This is a genomic window from Shewanella sp. 4t3-1-2LB (assembly GCF_017368415.1).
Taxonomy (GTDB): domain Bacteria; phylum Pseudomonadota; class Gammaproteobacteria; order Enterobacterales; family Shewanellaceae; genus Shewanella; species Shewanella fodinae.
Genome location: NZ_JAFNJD010000023.1, coordinates 21,056 through 40,426 on the forward strand (window position 1 = coordinate 21,056; position 19,371 = coordinate 40,426).

Genomic DNA, 19,371 nt, shown 5'->3' on the forward strand with positions numbered 1-19,371 from the left:
TCCCTGGTGTCAGGTCCTATAATAGGCGCCACATTTATTAGATTCAGGAAGTTGTTATGCGCCCCAGCACCAGAACACCGGCTCAAATCCGCCCGGTCACGATTACTCGCCAATACACAGCCCATGCCGAAGGCTCAGTGTTAGTTGAATTTGGCAACACCAAAGTGTTGTGTACCGCGAGTTTTGAAGAAGGCGTTCCGCGTTTTCTGAAAGGGCAAGGACAGGGGTGGGTGACTGCCGAATATGGCATGTTGCCGCGCTCAACGCATAGCCGTATGGATCGTGAAGCGGCGCGAGGCAAGCAGTCTGGCAGAACTCAAGAGATCCAGCGACTCATTGGCCGTTCTTTGCGGGCAGCGGTTGATATGAAATTGCTGGGCGAAAACACCATCGTTATTGATTGTGACGTGATCCAGGCCGATGGTGGCACCAGAACCGCAGCGATTACCGGGGGCTGTGTGGCGTTGGTTGATGCCCTGAATTGGGCGCGCGCTAAGGGTATTATCAAGACCAATCCGCTGAAGTTCCTGATTGCCGCCGTGAGCGTGGGTATCTTTGATGGTGAGCCAGTGTGTGACTTGGAATATGTGGAAGATAGCGCCGCCGAAACCGATATGAATGTGGTGATGACTGAAACCGGTAAGATTATTGAAGTGCAGGGCACCGCTGAAGGTGAACCCTTTAGTCACGAAGAACTGGCAAGCCTGCTGGAGCTGGCCAAACATGGCATTCGCGAAATCGTTGATGTGCAGAAAGCCGCATTAAGCTAAAAACAATATTGATAACTAGTACCCTACCAACCTTACACAACAGGAACTGACGTGAAAGCTTATCAGCGAGAGTTTATTGAATTTGCCTTACAACGTAACGTGCTGCGTTTTGGTGAATTTACTTTGAAATCCGGTCGTAAAAGCCCCTATTTTTTTAATGCCGGGTTATTTAATACCGGTGGTGATTTAGCTCGTTTGGGACGGTTTTATGCGGCGGCGTTGGTTGACTCAGGCATTGAATATGACCTGTTGTTTGGTCCGGCTTACAAAGGTATCCCTATCGCCACCACTACGGCGGTAGCGCTGGCAGAACATCACGGTATTGATATCCCCTATTGTTTTAACCGTAAGGAAAAGAAAGATCACGGTGAAGGCGGCAACTTGGTTGGCAGTGATCTTAAAGGCAGGGTTATGCTGGTTGATGACGTGATTACTGCAGGCACGGCTATCCGAGAATCCATGGAGATTATTCAGGCTAATAGTGCGACGTTGGCAGGGGTGTTGATCGCCTTGGATCGTCAAGAAAAAGGTCGCGGCGAGTTATCGGCAATCCAGGAAGTAGAACGTGACTTTGGCTGCCATATTGTTGCGATCATTAAGCTGGCGGATCTGATAGCTTATCTTAGCGAAAAGCCGGGGATGGAAGGTGAGCTGGCGGCAGTTCAAGCCTATCGCCAGCAGTATGGGATATGAACGAATGTGACTATAAAAAGCTTGGCTCTGCCAGGCTTTTTTACTTTATAGTGCGTTAACTTCAAGGGTGTAAAAATTCAGCTCTGGTGGCTGGGTTGGATTTGAAAATCCCTCCTAGCGCAGTGGTAGTGGTGGAGCTGGTGGAGTCCATGACCCCTCGAGCTTTGACGCAGTAATGCACAGCGTCGATTTTCACCGCGACATCTTTGGTTTCCAGTAACGCCTGCAAGGCCACCAACACCTGTTGTGTCAACCGCTCCTGCACTTGGGGACGCTGGGAAAAGAAGCGCACAATCCGGTTTATCTTCGACAGTCCAATAATTTTTTTACGCGGCAGGTAGGCGATGGTGGCTGTACCGTCAATGGTCACCAAGTGGTGCTCACAAGTACTTGTCAGGCTGATATCCTGCACTCGCACCATCTCATCAAATCCCATTTTGTTATCAATCACCGTGATCTTCGGGAAATTCTGGTAATCCAGTCCAGAAAATATTTCATCAACATACATCTTGGCGATGCGTTTTGGGGTATCTGCCAGACTGTCATCGGTAAGATCCAAGGACATCAGTTGTAGAATATCTCGAATATGTCCTTCGATTTGGAGTTTGCGCTCATCATTACTTAGCTTGCAAGGCACCATAGGTGTTTCCAGCCCTTTTGCTAGCAATGCTGCCTGCACGGTTTTTGCTGCTTCTGATAACGCCATTTATAGTTCTCCTGTGCAGAAACCAGCGAAACATCGACTGCACATTACGGCGGTTGTGATATTCCTCACATTATATCGGGATGCGGAGGATACTGCCATTTGCATTAATTTCATACAGCGTCAGTGGTGTAAGATTCTTATTAATGGACGTTATGGCGTATTCGCTGAGGAACCTTACTGCCACCATAACGTCAATATTTCGCATTATTGTTTGAGGTTATTGTCTAGGAAATCCAGTAATCGTTGATAAAACGCTGCACGGTCACTGTCCCGATAAAAACCATGACCTTCGTCATCGACGACCATTTTCTCATAAGGATAATGCTGTTGTTTCAGGGATTTCTCCAGCGCTTCAAACTGCTCTATGGGTGCACGTTCATCATTACCGCCGTGAACCAGCAGCAACTTAGCTTTAAGCTTATCCACGTGGTCTGCTGGCGACATGGCTTGCAATGTTTGGGGATTGTCACCTAGCACCTGTTTTAAATAACTAACTCCAGAGTCAGACTTTTGCACATCACCTTCAGTAAACATCATCGGTAAATCATAGATCCCGGCTTCACCAACGGCACATCTGAATAGATCGGGGGCAAGTTCTGCACTCTGTAGGGCGCTGTAACCGCCAAAACTCGCGCCTACAATGCAGATACGGTTCTTATCGGCAATGCCCTGATCTATCAAATAACGAGTGGCATCGATAATGTCATACTGTATGTCACTGCCCCACTTCTGAAACCCTGCTACTTGGAAAGCTTCTCCATAGCCACCGGAACCTCGGTAGTTGACCTGTAGAACTGCATACCCATGTGCGGCCAGAAACTGGTTCTGCGGAATAAATTCCCAATAATCACGAACGTAATGGGGGCCACCATGGGGATTGACAATCAAGGGCAGTGACTTTTGTGGCTTATTCAATGGTAAGGTCAGAAACGCTTGGATCTCTAATCCATCTCTTGCCTTAATATTCAGTGGCTGGACTTCAGCCATCTTGGCCGGGTCGATACCCTCCATGACTTTAAGCAATGGCCGTAATTTATGTTGCTGAGGGTAATACAGGTAATACGTGCCAGGATCCCGATCGTTGAAAGCCAGAATCACCAGTTTATCGCCTTGACGATCTTCACTGACAATACGGACCTGATACCCTGGCAAACTCTGCAATAGTTGCTTCAGGTACTGACTACGTGGGTCTTCAGCGCTGACAAAGGAATAGGCTGGGTAGCCATTTTCAAACTCCACCGCATACAGTTGGCCATTTTGTGGATTGATCCAGAAATGGGATGGGTCAACGGTAGGATCACTCACGACTTTCTTTTTATCGCCAGTAGACAGATTAACTCGATAAACGCTGTCTGGCTCGCCTTGAACATTAGCGGTGGCATAGATACTGTTGTCGTCAGTTGCAAACGAGATGGGCTTAAAATGGTTCAGTTGCAACTGCTGGCTATTGACCCATGCACCATCGTGACGATAAAAGACCTGAGTGTCATTCTTGCTGTCTTCGCCAACGGCGATACGCACTTCGCCATTGGTGTCGGTCATAAAGCGAGCATTACCCACCGGAGCGGTCATTAACCGTTGTCTGACGCCGCGGTATACATCAACCCGGTAAACGTCTTGCAATATGTCGCGGGTCAGTGTGGTATGGTTTCCCCACGGAATAGCGCTTACCAGCATATAACGCTGGTCGTTTGGAAGCGGGTCTAAGATGTAAGCCGTGGCATCAATAGCAGTATTCTTTTGGATATGAGAGCCAGCCTGCTGCTCCGTTGAAGCATAACCAAAAAGGTAACTGGCTTTTTTCCCATCAGCATTAACGGCCATCAATTCGCCATAATACTGCGGTTGTGCATCCCAACCTTTAAGATATTCTTTAGCGAGGACTAGACGTTCATCGTTGACCCACGCGTAGTTTCCTACTTGAGCATTGCCTGCAAAAAATACTGAATGCATCAGTTTCATGTCTTCGGTGTTAAAAATCAGCAGGCGTTTCTTGCCCTCATGCTTCATTTTGACGGCCAAGTATTCGCCGCCGGGAGAGACTTTCACCTCGGAGAAACTGGCCCCTTTGCTGAATAGCAAAGCAGATTCGGAGATTTCACTGGCGAGCGATGCCGGAACTACAGCAAACAGCCCAATAACAATAGACAGCCAAAACAATTTCATAGAACTTCCTTGTGAAGATACCTTTAACGATAAAACCCTTTTACTTACGACAGTTAACTTTGTAGCAGTTGCTTTTGAATAAACAACCACTGTTCTTCAAAATGTTGAGTGGGCTTTTGCTGAAATTCACTGCGAACAAATTGGGCAATATGGCCTTCAGCAACAGCCAATAGCATGTTGGCTAAAACACCTTCATCGATATGAAATTTCTGACCTTCCCGCAGTGATTTTTCGCGCAGGATCTGTTTCAGATGGGTCTCAAATTTGGCAAAAATCTGGTTAACCCGCTCCCGTAATCGTTCGTGTTCACCCAATAATGCGTCGCCGTTGAGTAGCCGTGAGATACCGGGATTGCGCTCAGCAAATACCAGTAGTAGTTGTAACATCAGCTGACAGCGGCGCATGGTGTCCTTTTCTTCGGTCATAATCAGGTTAGCGCGCGACAATAAGGACTCCTCGATAAATTCGATAAGTCCTTCAAACATGCGGGCTTTACTGGGAAAATGGCGGTAAAGTGCCGCCTCTGAAACCCCGACTTCAGACGCCAATTTTGCGGTGGTGATCCGCTGTCCAGGATTGGTTTCCAACATCTGCGCTAGGCACTGCAGAATATGGTCGCGACGATTAATTTTTTCTTTGGTCATCAATGGCTCCGGAGCTTACTTGGTACCGGAGTGCCCAAAACCGCCTTCGCCACGGTCAGACGCGGCAAACTCGTCAACCACAGTAAATTGCGCTTGTACCACAGGCACAAATACCAGTTGTGCCAGACGGTCTCCAATCTCTATCTGGAAGGGGTTATCACTGCGATTCCAGCACGATACCATCAGTGGTCCTTGATAATCGGAGTCGATAAGCCCCACTAAATTGCCTAGCACAATGCCATGTTTATGACCTAGGCCGGAGCGCGGCAGAATAACTGCTGCCAACGCCGGGTCGGCCACATGGACGGCAATGCCAGTGGGAATGAGGACTGTCTGCCCGGGTGCTACCGTGAGTGGTGCATCGAGCATTGCCCGCAGATCCATGCCTGCGCTACCTGGAGTGGCATAGGCAGGTAAAGGGAATTCGTTGCCAATACGGCCATCAAGAATTTTCAGTTCGATCGGTGTTTTCATGGTTAGTTTTTGTAGTTAGCGATTAGCGTCAGTAATTGGTTGGCGAGGTTCAGTTTATCGGTGGCGGGCAGTTCGTGACAGCCATCTTTTGTAAATACTTTTAGCGCGTTTTGCTCGGCATTAAATCCTAGTCCTGCGACAGAAACATTGTTGGCCGCAATCATATCCAAATGTTTTCGCTGCAATTTATCCAATGCATATTGCTCAAGATTATGGGTCTCTGCTGCAAAACCTACGGTAAAGGGCTTTGGGGTTTGTGCGGCCACCGTTGCCAGAATATCGGGGTTTCTGACGAGCTGTAGTTGCATGGTGTCTTGGCTTTTCTTGATTTTACTGGCGGCAGGTGTTGCCGCGCGATAGTCGGCGACTGCGGCACATCCAATAAATATCTGTTGTTCAGGCAGGTGCGCCATCACGGCATCAAACATCTGCTGCGCTGATTCAACATCAATGCGCTGCACACCTGTCGGCGTTGGCAGGGTTACCGGTCCGCTCACCAGTGTTACTGTTGCTCCCATGCTGGCCGCCGCCGATGCCAAGGCAAAGCCCATTTTCCCCGAACTGTGGTTAGAAATATAACGCACCGGATCGATGGCTTCTCGGGTCGGACCTGCCGTCAGTAGGATCTTCTGTCCTTGTAACAACGGTGCAGCAAAAAAATGCTCGGCAAGCGTAGCTATTTCTAACGGCTCCAACATGCGCCCTGGGCCAATTTCACCACAAGCTTGACTGCCAACGCCAGGCCCCCAAAAGGTTACGCCTCGGTCAGCCAAGATGCTGAGATTATCCTGTGTTGCTGGATGTTGATACATCTGTTGATTCATTGCCGGACATACCGCTAACGGCGCGGAAGTGGCAAGGGCAATCGTGGTAATCAATTCATCTGCCATTCCCGCTCGAAAACGTGCCAGCAGGTTAGCAGTAGCTGGTGCGATGATATACAAATCTGCCCAACGCGCCAGTTCAATATGACCCATACCCGCTTCGGCCGCTGGGTCAAGCAGATCGGTCGCCACGGGATTTCCAGATACCGCTTGCAAGGTCAATGGCGTGATGAACTGGGTGGCACTAGCGCTCATCACCACTCTGACCTCTGCGCCGCGTTCTTTCAGTCGGCGCACCAGATCAGCACTTTTATAAGCGGCGATACCACCACCAATACCCAACAGGATTTTTTTATGCATCAGGCTCATAGCTAGATTCGACTTGGTGGAGTAATTGGCGCTAAACATACCATAAAGCATACGGTGTGTCGTAGTCGCAGGTTGGAAAAGTTCGACCATACTTAACCGGGAATGGACGATGGTGATGTGTGCAAAGGAACTCACAATGGCGATAAGAGACTGGCCGGAAGGCGAAGGCCCAAGAGAAAAAATGCTGCTGCATGGTGCAGGAGGACTCAGCGATGCAGAGTTGTTGGCGGTGTTGTTACGCAGTGGCCTACCTGGGCAGAATGCAGTGGATATGGCGCGGGAGATGCTGCTAGCTTTTGGTTCTCTGCGCCAACTTTTGGCTGCCCCTTTGGAGCAGGTGTGCCGTTTACCGGGAGTGGGACCAGTAAAATTTGCCCAGTTGCAGGCCGCGGCTGAGATTTCCCGCAGAATTTCGCGAGAAAAGTTGCAAAGAGGGACGGTTTTGACAAATCCTGATTTAACTCGCGACTATTTAATGCGACAATTGGCGGACCGAGCCTACGAAGTGTTTGCCATATTATTGCTGGACAGCCAGCACAGGGTGATCCAGTTCGTTGAACTGTTTCGGGGAACACTTGATGCCGCTTCTGTTTATCCTCGTGAAGTTGTGCGTCTGGTGTTGGAAAAGCAGGCTGCAGCGGTCATTGTTTGCCATAATCATCCGTCTGGCGTGGCTGAACCCAGCTTGGCGGATCGGCGAATTACCGAGCGATTAAATAACGCGCTGACAACTATTGATGTCCCTTTGTTGGATCATATGGTTGTGGGCGATTGTGAGATAGTTTCGTTCGCGGAGCGCGGGTGGTTGGAATGATCATTGGCTTGATCTTTATCCAATTATCTAGTATAACATGCGCCCTCTTTGTGCCTCGGGCGACGGCCATACGGGGTACATGAATGCTCGAGCGTTAGAAATTGTTTTTGGAGAAGATTGACATGTCTAGAGTATGCCAAGTTACTGGCAAGCGTCCAATGGTTGGTAACAACCGTTCGCACGCGAAAAACGCAACGCGTCGTCGTTTCTTGCCTAACCTGCAGAACCATCGTTTCTGGTTGGAAGACGAAAAGCGTTTTGTTCAATTGCGCGTTTCTACCAAAGGTATGCGCATTATCGACAAGAAAGGTATCGAAGTGGTTGTAGCTGAACTTCGTGCCCGTGGCGAAAAGGTGTAATAGAAAATGGCTAAAGGTAAAGGCAACCGCGAAAAGATCAAACTGGTATCTAGCGCTAAGACCGGTCACTTCTACACTACTGACAAGAATAAGCGCAACATGCCTGAGAAAATGGAGATCAAAAAATTTGATCCCGTGATCCGTCAGCACGTTATCTACAAAGAAGCTAAAATCAAGTAATTGTTTTTATGCTGAATGCTGAAAAGCCCTTTGACAGTTGTCGAAGGGCTTTTTTGTTATGGGATGAAAAACACGCAATATATGCGCAAATATTGTAAAATCCCGTTGCTTGTCAGCCTGTTGTCATATCATCTCGGTATAACTAAATGCAGGTTGTGTAGTGTGAAAACAAATGCTTTTAAAGTGAATTAAAATGCATTAGCATGACGCGCAACACATGCCATCAGCATGTTTTTCTTTTTATCGCTATTGTAAGAGGCAAAACACAAGGTGCGTACCACTGAATTGGTTGACTCCTTTCGTCACTCGGCTCCCTACGTCAATGCCCATCGAGGCAAGACTTTTGTGGTGATGCTTGGTGGTGAAGCTGTTGCCCACGGAATGTTCCGTTCAATAATCAACGATGTAGCTTTGCTGCATAGTTTAGGGATAAAAGTGGTGCTGGTTTACGGTGCCAGACCGCAAATTGATGCTGCGTTAGCGCAGAATGATATTGCACCCGCCTATCATAATGGCGTGCGTATCACCGACGAAAGTACGCTTAAGATCATTAAGCAGGTTGCGGGTTCGCTGCAGTTTGATATTACTGCCAGATTGTCGATGAGCCTTTCCAACACCCCAATGCAGGGGGCTCAAATCAACGTTGTCAGCGGTAACTTTGTTATTGCGCAGCCATTAGGGGTCGATAATGGGGTGGATTTCTGTTTGTCAGGAAAAGTCCGCCGTATTGATAGCCAAGGGTTAAAACGCTTATTAGATACCGGCGGTATTGTGTTGATGGGGCCTATTGCAGCGTCTGTGACCGGTGAAAGCTTCAACCTGACAGCGGAAGAGGTTGCCACCCATGTGGCCATCAAACTCAAGGCCGACAAAATTATCGGGTTTTCTTCACGTCACGGCATTGAAGATGAATTTGGCGAAGTTATCGCTGAACTGATGCCGAACGACGCGCAGAAAATACTCAGCCAATTGGCAGAAAAGGAAGATGTGGATCGTGGCACGCTGGCCTTTTTGAAAGCCAGTATTGATGCTTGCCGCGCTGGGGTGCCGCGCTGTCACTTAGTCAGCTATGAAGAGGATGGGGCGTTACTGCAGGAGCTGTTTACCCGTGAGGGTATTGGTACTCAAATCGTCACTGAGAGTGCTGAACGTTTACGTAGAGCTTCTATTGCGGATATCGGTGGTATCCTCAATCTTATCCGTCCGCTGGAAGAGCAGGGAGTGCTGGTACGCCGTTCCCGTGAACAACTGGAGCGTGAAATTGAACAGTTCATGGTGATTGAGCGTGATGGCCTGATCATCGGCTGTGCAGCGTTATATCCGTTCGAGGAAGACAATGCTGGCGAATTTGCTTGCCTAGTGGTGCACCCAGATTATCGAGATGATGACAGAGGGAGCCTACTGCTTAAAAATATCATCAATCAGGCAAAAGTCCGAGGCTATGCGCACCTGTTTGCGTTGACCACCCGTAGCATTCACTGGTTCTTGGAGCATGGCTTTGAGATGGTGGAAGTAGAAGCGTTACCGCAGAAGAAAAAGCAGCTGTATAACTATCAGCGACGTTCAAAAATTTTACGGTTGGAACTCTGATCATTAAGCCCTGTCTTGCAGGGCTTTTTTACAGTTGGATTAAAGGTTGACATATTATGTCGTGATAGCTAAAACTAAAGCGGCCAACTCTAGAATAACGGAGCACTTAATATGGATAGCCAATGGTTTGTACTTGCCCCGCTCAGCAAAGCGGCGCACGCCAGTTTCTGTGTGCTGCTATTAGTGCTCTTGGTACTGTTACTGTTTTTGTTGCTCAAGCAAATGCCGGCGGGCGCCAAAGCAGCATCTGCTGGCTTGTTGTTGGCAACGATAGGTTTTTTCAGCTGGATCTATTGGCAAGCGAACACGGCAGGTATGTCAGTTTCTGCTAAGACGCTGGATATTAAAGTACCCTTGTATAGCCAAAGTATTGCCCTATCGCATCTACAGCTGCAGCATGTGCGGCAAATAAATCTACAGGATAAAGAGACGCCCTCTCTATCTTGGCGTACCAATGGTGTCGGACTACCAGGTTATAGCCTAGGATGGTTCCGGTTGGAATCCGGTAATAAAGCGTTTGCCGCCATATCTGATAGTCACAACGTGGTAATGCTACCAACCGATCTGGGCTATACACTGCTGGTGAATACCGCAGATGCGCCATCTTTTCTGGCAGCATTACATGCAAACTCAGCCACGCCTTCGCCTTAACAGCATATTGCTGGTGAAAATCGCCAGCGCTGCCCAGATAAAGCCAAAGGTGACACTCTTTTCCATGTCAAACTGCTCGTGGAACCAGACGATTGCCATGATAAACATAATACTCGGACCTACGTACTGAAAGAATCCAAGAGTGCTCAACGGGATACGCACTGCTGCGCCAGCAAAACACAGTAAGGGAATTGTGGTGATAACCCCAGCCGCCACCAGTAACAGATTTAATTGCCAGCTGTTTGCCAACATATGGCTGGTGGTTGGTGCATCGCCAAAGATAACAAACAGGAGTGCGGGAGGCACTAGCACCGCCGTCTCCACTAACAAACCGGTTGCAGCGTCAACGTTAACCTTTTTCCGTAACAAGCCATAAAAGCCAAATGTTGCCGCTAGGCCTAATGAGACTAATGGGATCGAACCAAATGAGATTAACTGGATGGCAACGCCCAAAGCGGCCAACGACACGGCAAGCCACTGCCAGCGATTGAGCTTCTCAGAAAGAAAGATTAGCCCGAGCATTACGTTAAACAGCGGATTAATAAAATATCCTAGACTGGCATCCAATAGGTGGTCGTTGTTTACCGCCCAGATAAATAACAGCCAGTTACTGGCGACTAGCACCGATGTGGTCAGTAACACTAATAGCTGTTTGGGGCGACGTAACAAGGCTCTGAGATGTCCAAATCCTCCCACAAGACTCATCATTAGCCCCATCAGTATGAAGGACCATACAATACGATGGATAAGGATCTCCAGCGGAGATACATCATGTAACAGCTTGAAGTACAGCGGGGCAAATCCCCAGAAAATATAGGCACAGAGTGCCAGAATAATGCCTTTACGGTATTCAGATTCAGCCATGATAAGGGGAGTTGCAGCAACAAAGAACTTGGATTGTATGGGGCAAGCTGCTGAATTAGCAAGCACAGTTATGTAGCGTTACCGAACTCTCATAGAAAACCGCAGTTCTGGCTGGTGCTTGGCTATTTGAGTCCGTTAGAATAAGCAAGATTTGTGTCATAGCACCTAATGATGGAACACGCTATTAATTTCCCCCTAGAATCATCACTGTTAAATGCTGCCGAGCCATTGGAGCAAATGCTGCGGCAGATTTTTGGCTATCAGAGTTTTCGAGCCGGGCAACGCGATGTCATGGTGCGGGTACTGGCTGGACAAGATTGTCTGGTGGTGATGCCAACGGGTGGTGGTAAAAGCTTGTGCTATCAGTTGCCTGCGTTGGTCATGTCAGGTTTAACTGTGGTGGTATCACCGCTGATTTCTTTAATGAAAGATCAGGTAGATAGCTTGCTGCAATCTGGGGTAAACGCTGCCTATCTGAATTCTTCATTGCCACGAGACCAACAACTGCAGCTATTAAGACAGCTACATCAAGGGGAGATCCGTTTACTTTATATTTCTCCTGAGCGGTTGCTGCAACCCGAGTTTATCGAACGTCTGCAATACCTAGGCGTGGCAATGTTTGCCATTGATGAAGCGCATTGTATCAGTCAGTGGGGTCATGATTTTCGCCCCGAGTATGCGCAATTGGGTATGCTGAAACAGACCTTTCCCACTGTGCCTATTATGGCCCTGACGGCCACCGCCGATAACGCCACTCGTCTGGATATCTGTCAGCGTTTAGGTATTCAGCCTTACATCTTATTGTCTAGCTTTGATCGGCCGAATATCCGCTATACCGTGGCAGAAAAACTGAATGCTGTTAATCAGTTACGACAGTTTATCAGTGCGCAGCATGGGGCATCTGGCATCGTCTATTGTTCCAGTCGTCGACGGGTTGACGAAGTGGCAACTCGCTTGCGTCAGCAAGGGTTTGCGGCAGAGGCTTACCACGCAGGTATGACTCAGCAAGAACGTAGCAGCGTGCAGGAACGTTTTCTTAAAGATCAATTGGATATCGTGGTTGCTACCGTAGCTTTCGGCATGGGCATTAATAAGTCCAACGTGCGTTACGTGGTTCACTATGATCTGCCTAAAAGTATTGAATCATATTATCAGGAGACTGGCCGTGCAGGGCGTGATGGACTGGAAGCAGAGGCATTATTGCTATTTGAACCAGCCGATATTGGCCGAGTGCGCCATTTGATTGACCAAGGAACGCCCGGACCACAACAAGAAGTGGAACTCCACAAGCTCAATACGATGGCGGCTTTTGCAGAAGCTCAAACCTGTCGTCGACAGGTCTTGCTGCATTATTTTGGTGAAGCTGCGGATCGTCCCTGCGGTAACTGTGATATCTGCCTGGATCCGCCCAAACGTTACAACGGTACTGAGGATGCGCAAAAAGTGCTTTCCTGTGTTTATCGTCTGAAACAGCGCTTTGGCATCAATCATCTTATTGAGGTGTTGCGAGGTTCTGCTGCTGCGAACGTGATAGACCGGGGGCATGATAAGCTGTCAACCTGGGGGGTAGGCAAAGACAAACCTCATGAATACTGGTTGAGTGTCATTCGTCAGTTGATCCACCTAGGCTTGATCAATCAGGATATTACTCGAGGTTCCTGTTTGCTCTTGAACGATGCTGCAAGACCGGTACTTCGGGGTGAGGTGGCGTTGATGTTAGCTGAGCCACGGCTGACGCTTGCGGTCAGCCGCCGCCGGCATGGACATCAGCCGCCGTTGAATTATGACCGCAAGCTTTTTGCACGGCTCAAGGGCTTACGTCGAGAAGTCGCAGAAGAATTAGATGTGCCACCATACCTTGTCTTTAACGATGCCACGCTGGCAGAAATGGCGGCACTGTTACCCACCAGTGAAGGTGAACTGCTGGCGGTCAACGGTGTGGGTGAGCGCAAACTCGCCCGTTTCGGTCAGCAGTTCCTCGATGAGATTGCCACTTATCTCGCCGCAGACTGAAGCCCATCATCACTTCTGCTACGGTTTAATTGATTCGCATTGGCTCTTTTTAACAGAGTTTGCAGCGTATCCGGTTGTGTCAGCGATGCGGCTCCCAGATGTATTTTAGCGGTGTGCCAGCGTTGCAGTACCGGCTCCAACTGCGCTATCACTCTTTCTGAGCCGATGGCCGATGTATAAGGTAGTAGAATGAGTAACTCTGTAGCAGAGTGTTGCAGTAACTTATCTTGTTCACGTAGCTTTTTCTCAATTTCATCCTGCAGCAACGGCAGCTCAATCTGTCTGACATGGCGAATATCAAGTAGCAATACACTTAAGGGATAACCGGCATTTTTAGCAGTGTTGAGCATATGTTCTGCCAACTGTTCATCGCTACTTTGGTTTAGATGTACTGCTAGGTTCCAGCCGCGGCTTTTACCGAAGATCCAGGTAGCTAAACCAGCAATTATCAGTAACAGAAAAATAATGAACGCATAGATTCGATTGAGTTGTTGTTGCTGATTTGCTGCCGCCTCACTTATGAGTTGCTGCGCTTTAGTTTTTTGTTGTTCTTGCAGTTCCAGTTTGGCTTTGTACTGCATGAATTGGGTGTTGTTGAGTTTTTGCTGGGCTTTTTCTCCTGCGGCAACATTTTTGAGCATACTGAGGTAGGCATTTTTATAATCGTCATTCTCAGCATAAAGCTTGGCTTCGAGGAAATAGGTGCGCGATAGGTCATCATACTGTGACAGCCGCTGAGCGAGGTTAGCGGATGAATTGAGGTAACGCAGTGCGGCATCTGGGCGCTTTTGTGCAATCCGGATCTGTGCCAAAAGCCGCTCAACTCTTAACTCCCATAGCAAATTTTTGTTGCTTACAAATATTGCTGATGCTGCGGTGATGTCCGCTTCCGCTTCGGCAAGGTTCCCTAACATTAATTCGATAGAGCCTATCTGCGCCTGGCTGAAAGCCCTTTCTAAAGGTGAACTAATTTCTGGTAGCAGTTCGATGGCACTTTGCAGCATCTGCAGGCTTTTAGCTCTGTCACCTGCATCCAACGCAATTCTTGCTCCCATGACCGCAAGTGCTTGCTTGACTTTGCCTTTTGTTTCTGGCGTTTTTAACGCGAGATCCAAGTAATAATCTGCTTGGGATAAGTCCCCTGTGGCGTGCATTACCCCTGCCATATCCGCATACAGATAGGCGATGGGCGGCCATACCCAATGGTCTCGCTGTTTTTCTATGTCTGGGTAGACATCCAACGCCAAACGAAGACTCTCAATGGCGGCGCTGTAGTTACTTACCGCATACTCAAGCGTACCTTTGAGCCTTAACGAACCGACAATTGCCTGTGGCTGATTACGATTTTTTGACTCCTCAATGGCAATATCGAGCAGGGTAAACGCTCGCTTAAAGTCTTCTTGGTCACCATATGCATCCGCTTCGCACGTCTGAAAATATACGATGGCTTGCTCAAGCTTGTTATGGCGAGCTTGCTGTTGGGCCGTTTGAGCTAAATTAATCGCTTGGCGATGTTCACCGAGTTGTACCAATGTTTGGCACATCAATACTTGCTGTCGTAGCTGTTGTTGTTGCGTCAGTGGCTGTTGCCCAATGGCCTCCAATTTTTGCTTGGCAGCATCGGGGTATTGATAAATCAATGACACAAGGTCATCCATGTCTTTGTCGGTATCGGCAGCTACTGGCCATGCCAATAGTGACAGGCCCAATACCAAAATACGAAAGTCCATTTACACTCCGCTTGTCTTTGGAGATAACAGGTGGTGAAAAATCAGGCGGCGATTATAGCGTGTTTTTAGCAAGATGTTGCACAGAAAAACAAGGCGGAAACATCATTTATGTTGGATGATGCAAGGAAACTTCATGTAAATATCGCGGTGAGTTTTTGGCTGCAGGCAAAATGAGGTTGACAGCAAGCCCTAAGCCGGTTAATTATTGAACCGCATTAAATTGAAATGACAACACAGTTATTAACAGTCGCCGAATTCTATTATCTGGTATGAATAGTTACATTAGTTCCCTCTCACTCCTCCTCCTTACTCTCGCAGGCGTTGCGCGGAGGAGTTGAAGCTGTCTACCCGATAGTAAAATGAAAACTCAAAACCCCGCGCTGATCCCGCGGGGTTTTTTGTTTTCAACACAAATGTATTGATATGAGCGATATTACTGATGGAGAAATCAGATGTCTGACAAAGTATTTATTTTTGATACCACATTGCGTGACGGTGAACAGGCGTTGGCTGCCAGTTTGTCCGTAAAAGACAAATTGCAGATCGCCCTAGCGCTTGAACGCTTGGGGGTGGACATCATGGAAGTGGGCTTCCCAGTTTCTTCTCCTGGCGATTTTGAATCGGTGCAAACCATCGCGCGTACAATCAAAAACAGCCGTGTTTGTGCCTTGTCGCGAGCATTGGAAAAAGATATTGATGCCGCGGCGCAGGCGCTGGCGGTAGCAGAGCAGTTCCGCATTCATACCTTTATCTCTACCTCCAATATTCATGTCGAAAGTAAGCTGAAACGCTCTTTTGATCAGGTTCTGGAAATGGCCGTTGGTGCGGTTAAATATGCTCGCCGCTTTACCGACGATGTAGAGTTTTCCTGTGAAGATGCAGGACGTACGCCCATTGATAATTTGTGCCGCATGGTGGAAGCGGCTATTGCGGCGGGGGCGCGTACCATTAATATCCCCGATACCGTGGGTTACACCATCCCTAACGAGTTTGGTGGGATTATCCAGACCTTGTTTAATCGGGTGCCGAACATCGACCAAGCGGTAATTTCCGTACATTGCCATGATGATTTGGGGTTGTCTGTGGCGAACTCCATCTCTGCGGTGCAGCAGGGTGCCCGCCAAATTGAATGTACCGTCAATGGTATTGGCGAACGTGCCGGTAACTGTTCGCTGGAAGAGATTGCAATGATCTTGGCAACCCGCAAAGATTTCCTGGGTTTGGCAACCAATATCAACGCGAAGGAAATATACCGTACTTCCGCTTTGGTCAGCCAGATTTGCAACATGCCGGTGCAGCCTAACAAGGCGATTGTCGGTTCCAATGCTTTTACCCATTCGTCTGGTATTCATCAGGACGGCATGTTGAAGGCGAAAAACACCTATGAAATCATGACCCCAGAAAGTATCGGGCTGAATCGCAATAATCTGAATATGACCTCCCGTTCTGGCCGCCACGTCATTAAGCACCGCATGCAGGAAATGGGCTATGGTGAGAGTGATTACTCACTGGATCTGCTGTATGACAAGTTCCTGAAGTTGGCAGATAAGAAAGGTCAGGTGTTTGACTACGATCTGGAAGCACTGGTATTCATGGAAGGTAAGATTGACGGCGATGAGTATTATCAGATGGCACAGTTAGCCATTGCATCTGACTCCATTCAAGGTGAAGCATCTGCCACGGTACAATTGAATATTGGTGATGAAACGGTTAATGCGACTGCCAGTGGTAACGGTCCGGTTGATGCGGCCTATCGTGCCATTGCGAAAGCCAGTGGCACGGAAGTCAATATTAACAGCTACAAGCTGAGCGCTAAGGGCGAAGGCCAGGATGCGCTGGGACAGGTGGATATTACCGCGCGATATCGTGGGCAGAATTTCCACGGCGTTGGTCTAGCCACCGATGTGGTTGAAGCGTCGGCATCGGCACTGGTATATGTGATGAACCTGATCCACAGAGCAGATCAGGTTGCCGATCAAAAACAGAAAATTATGGAAAAGAAGGAATTGGGTGGCGTATGAGTTACAAGGTAGCCGTGTTGGCGGGCGACGGTATTGGCCCGGAAGTGATGGCCGAAGCTCGCAAAGTGCTGGTCGAGGTAGAACAGCGTTTCGGTCTGGATATCACCTACAGTGAATATGATGTGGGCGGTGCCGCGATTGACAACTATGGATGTCCGTTGCCAGAGGCCACCCTGAGAGGTTGTGAGCAGGCGGATGCTATATTGTTCGGTTCAGTGGGTGGTCCGAAATGGCAGCATTTGCCACCAGATAGTCAACCTGAGCGTGGCGCGTTATTGCCACTACGCGGTCATTTCGAACTGTTCTGTAACCTGCGTCCAGCACGATTACACGATGGCTTGGAGTCTTTGTCCCCGCTACGTGCAGATATCTCCTCCCAAGGTTTTGATGTGGTGTGTGTGCGCGAACTGACCGGCGGTATCTACTTTGGCAAGCCCAAAGGTCGTCAGGGGGAAGGCGAAACAGAAGAAGCCTTTGACACTATGCGCTACAGTCGCCGCGAAATTCGGCGTATCGCAAAAATTGCTTTTGAAACCGCCAGGCTGCGCAAGCAGAAAGTGACCTCAATCGACAAAGCCAACGTACTGGCCTGTTCCGTATTGTGGCGCGAAGTCGTCGAAGAGGTGGCAAAAGATTACCCGGATGTCACGTTGGAGCATATGTATATCGATAATGCCACCATGCAATTACTGCGGCGCCCGTTTGATTTTGATGTCGTGCTGTGTTCCAACCTGTTCGGTGACATCTTGTCTGATGAAATCGCGATGTTGACAGGATCCATGGGGTTGTTGTCTTCTGCTTCCATCAATGGCAGCGGTTTCGGTTTATATGAACCCGCGGGCGGTAGCGCCCCGGATATTGCGGGTAAAGGCATTGCTAACCCAGTGGCGCAGATCCTCTCTGCTGCACTGATGTTGCGTTATTCGTTGAAACAGGAAGACGCGGCTTGTGCGATTGAACGGGCCGTTGGTAAAGCGTTGGCAGAGGGTTTCCTAACAGGTGAACTATTACCTGCGGCACAGCGTGACCAAGCGAAAACAACCAAACAGATGGGCGACTTTATCGCCAATGCTATCCGGGACGGGGTGTGACATGGGCAAAACATTGTACGAAAAAGTGTGGGATACCCATGTGGTGGCCGTACCTGAGGGCGAAGCGCCAATCATTTATGTGGATCGCCATTTGGTGCACGAAGTGACTTCACCACAAGCGTTTAGTGGTTTAAAAATGGCGGGACGTCAACTGCGCGCTCCCGAAAAAACCTTTGCCACCATGGATCACAACACCTCGACTCGTAGTGCCAGCCTAGAAGCCTTAAGCCCCATGGCGCGCACTCAGGTGGAAACTTTGCAGCAGAACTGCCAGGAATTCGGCGTGCGCCTATACGATATTCACAATCCCAGACAAGGGATTGTGCATGTGATAGGGCCGGAGCTGGGGATCACCTTGCCCGGCACTGTCATCGTTTGTGGGGATTCACATACTGCGACTCATGGGGCTTTTGGCGCCTTGGCGTTTGGTATCGGTACGTCAGAAGTGGAGCATGTGCTGGCGACCCAGACCCTGCGTCAGCTGAAAGCTAAAACTATGAAAATCGACGTCCGCGGGCAAGTGGGGAACGGCATTACCGCGAAAGATATTGTACTGGCCATTATCGGCAAAATTGGCATGGATGGTGGTACCGGTCATGTGGTGGAATTTTGCGGTGAGGCCATTCAGGCGTTGTCGATGGAAGGTCGCATGACGCTGTGTAATATGGCGATTGAAATGGGGGCTAAAGCGGGCATGGTCGCACCGGACCAAACCACCTTTGATTATCTGCAAGACCGAGAATTTGCACCTAAAGGTGCTGCCTGGGAGCAAGCCGTGGCTGCCTGGAAACAGCTGCACAGTGATGCGGATGCTGAATTCGATGCGACTGTGGTAATAAACGCGGCTGACATCGCCCCGCAACTGACCTGGGGTACTAATCCCGGACAAGTGACGGCTATCGATAAACCCGTGCCAAATCCGGCCGATGTAACTGACTCTGTAGTGCGTGGCAGTATGGAAAAAGCGCTGCAGTATATTGGACTGGAACCTGGAACGCTGATGACCGATGTGGCCGTAAATAAGGTTTTTATCGGTTCCTGTACCAATTCACGCATTGAAGATTTGCGCAGTGCGGCAGCGCAAATTCGTGGACGTAAGGTAGCTGCTGGTGTAAATGCGATTGTAGTCCCAGGATCTGGGCAAGTGAAAGCTCAGGCCGAAGCCGAAGGGCTGGACAAGCTTTTCACCGATGCGGGTTTTGAATGGCGCTTGCCTGGTTGTTCTATGTGTCTGGCGATGAATGATGATCGCCTCGCTCCCGGCGATCGTTGTGCTTCTACTAGTAACCGTAACTTCGAGGGGCGTCAGGGCCGCGGTAGCCGCACCCATCTGGTAAGTCCGGCGATGGCCGCCGCAGCGGCAATTGCGGGTCATTTTGTTGATATTCGCCAGGGCGCGGAGGAGAAATAAC

At 49.0% G+C, this 19,371-nt stretch carries 18 protein-coding genes; 11 read left to right on the plus strand and 7 right to left on the minus strand.

Annotation, left to right across the window (positions count from 1 at the left end; genetic code table 11):
* Nucleotides 1-56: 56 nt before the first annotated feature.
* Both rph and pyrE read left to right on the plus strand, forming a co-directional pair.
* Nucleotides 57-770: a ribonuclease PH gene (rph, locus tag J3L11_RS09965; protein ID WP_133040717.1), complete on the plus strand. Its 714-nt coding sequence runs from the start codon at nt 57-59 to the stop codon at nt 768-770.
* 51 nt (nt 771-821) lie between these two features.
* Entirely contained in the window at nt 822-1,463 is a 642-nt protein-coding gene (pyrE, locus tag J3L11_RS09970) for an orotate phosphoribosyltransferase (protein ID WP_133040716.1), read from the plus strand.
* Nucleotides 1,464-1,524: 61 nt separating this feature from the next.
* Here the strand turns inward: pyrE and folE are convergent, their stop codons facing one another.
* From folE to coaBC, 5 genes are all read right to left on the minus strand, one after another.
* Complete coding sequence (folE, locus tag J3L11_RS09975; RefSeq protein ID WP_133040113.1) at nt 1,525-2,169, minus strand: GTP cyclohydrolase I FolE; 645 nt, start codon at nt 2,167-2,169, stop codon at nt 1,525-1,527.
* Nucleotides 2,170-2,373: 204 nt separating this feature from the next.
* Entirely contained in the window at nt 2,374-4,335 is a 1,962-nt protein-coding gene (locus J3L11_RS09980) for a S9 family peptidase (RefSeq protein WP_207570897.1), read from the minus strand.
* 53 nt (nt 4,336-4,388) lie between these two features.
* Nucleotides 4,389-4,979: a nucleoid occlusion factor SlmA gene (gene slmA / locus J3L11_RS09985; protein WP_133040115.1), complete on the minus strand. Its 591-nt coding sequence runs from the start codon at nt 4,977-4,979 to the stop codon at nt 4,389-4,391.
* 15 nt (nt 4,980-4,994) lie between these two features.
* Entirely contained in the window at nt 4,995-5,453 is a 459-nt protein-coding gene (dut, locus tag J3L11_RS09990; RefSeq protein ID WP_133040116.1) for a dUTP diphosphatase, read from the minus strand.
* Nucleotides 5,454-5,455: 2 nt separating this feature from the next.
* Entirely contained in the window at nt 5,456-6,646 is a 1,191-nt protein-coding gene (coaBC, locus tag J3L11_RS09995; protein ID WP_207570898.1) for a bifunctional phosphopantothenoylcysteine decarboxylase/phosphopantothenate--cysteine ligase CoaBC, read from the minus strand.
* 136 nt (nt 6,647-6,782) lie between these two features.
* Here coaBC and radC point away from each other — a divergent pair, with 136 nt between their 5' ends.
* The 5 genes from radC (at nt 6,783) to J3L11_RS10020 (ending at nt 10,240) form a co-directional block, all read left to right on the plus strand.
* The gene (gene radC / locus J3L11_RS10000; protein ID WP_189618152.1) at nt 6,783-7,460 is read left to right on the plus strand and encodes a DNA repair protein RadC; all 678 of its coding nucleotides are present in this window, start codon (nt 6,783-6,785) and stop codon (nt 7,458-7,460) included.
* Nucleotides 7,461-7,582: 122 nt separating this feature from the next.
* Complete coding sequence (rpmB, locus tag J3L11_RS10005) at nt 7,583-7,819, plus strand: 50S ribosomal protein L28 (protein WP_028769274.1); 237 nt, start codon at nt 7,583-7,585, stop codon at nt 7,817-7,819.
* 6 nt (nt 7,820-7,825) lie between these two features.
* The gene (rpmG, locus tag J3L11_RS10010) at nt 7,826-7,999 is read left to right on the plus strand and encodes a 50S ribosomal protein L33 (protein ID WP_133040119.1); all 174 of its coding nucleotides are present in this window, start codon (nt 7,826-7,828) and stop codon (nt 7,997-7,999) included.
* Between the two features lie 270 nt (nt 8,000-8,269).
* On the plus strand, nt 8,270-9,589 hold the full coding sequence (argA, locus tag J3L11_RS10015) for an amino-acid N-acetyltransferase (RefSeq protein ID WP_189618153.1): 1,320 nt from the start codon (nt 8,270-8,272) through the stop codon (nt 9,587-9,589).
* A 111-nt stretch (nt 9,590-9,700) separates the two neighbouring features.
* On the plus strand, nt 9,701-10,240 hold the full coding sequence (locus J3L11_RS10020; RefSeq protein WP_207570899.1) for a PH domain-containing protein: 540 nt from the start codon (nt 9,701-9,703) through the stop codon (nt 10,238-10,240).
* Here the strand turns inward: J3L11_RS10020 and rarD are convergent.
* Nucleotides 10,220-11,104, minus strand: coding sequence for an EamA family transporter RarD (gene rarD / locus J3L11_RS10025; RefSeq protein ID WP_133040122.1), 885 nt, complete (start codon nt 11,102-11,104; stop codon nt 10,220-10,222). The two genes, J3L11_RS10020 and rarD, sit on opposite strands and share 21 nt — an antisense overlap.
* Nucleotides 11,105-11,275: 171 nt before the next feature.
* Here rarD and recQ point away from each other — a divergent pair, with 171 nt between their 5' ends.
* Complete coding sequence (gene recQ / locus J3L11_RS10030) at nt 11,276-13,117, plus strand: DNA helicase RecQ (protein WP_207570912.1); 1,842 nt, start codon at nt 11,276-11,278, stop codon at nt 13,115-13,117.
* On the opposite strand, the gene J3L11_RS10035 is transcribed toward recQ, so the two are convergent.
* Entirely contained in the window at nt 13,099-14,847 is a 1,749-nt protein-coding gene (locus tag J3L11_RS10035) for a hypothetical protein (protein WP_207570900.1), read from the minus strand. The genes recQ and J3L11_RS10035 overlap by 19 nt on opposite strands.
* A gap of 452 nt (nt 14,848-15,299) precedes the next feature.
* On the opposite strand from J3L11_RS10035, the gene leuA reads away from it, so the two are divergent.
* From leuA to leuC, 3 genes are read left to right on the plus strand one after another with little or no spacing between them, the layout of a single operon-like run.
* Nucleotides 15,300-16,868, plus strand: coding sequence for a 2-isopropylmalate synthase (gene leuA / locus J3L11_RS10040; protein ID WP_189618157.1), 1,569 nt, complete (start codon nt 15,300-15,302; stop codon nt 16,866-16,868).
* Complete coding sequence (gene leuB, locus J3L11_RS10045; RefSeq protein WP_207570901.1) at nt 16,865-17,959, plus strand: 3-isopropylmalate dehydrogenase; 1,095 nt, start codon at nt 16,865-16,867, stop codon at nt 17,957-17,959. The genes leuA and leuB overlap by 4 nt, the downstream gene beginning before the upstream one ends.
* A gap of 1 nt (nt 17,960) precedes the next feature.
* A complete protein-coding gene (gene leuC, locus J3L11_RS10050; protein ID WP_207570902.1) occupies nt 17,961-19,370 on the plus strand; it encodes a 3-isopropylmalate dehydratase large subunit in 1,410 nt (469 codons plus the stop codon).
* Nucleotide 19,371 lies beyond the last annotated feature (1 nt).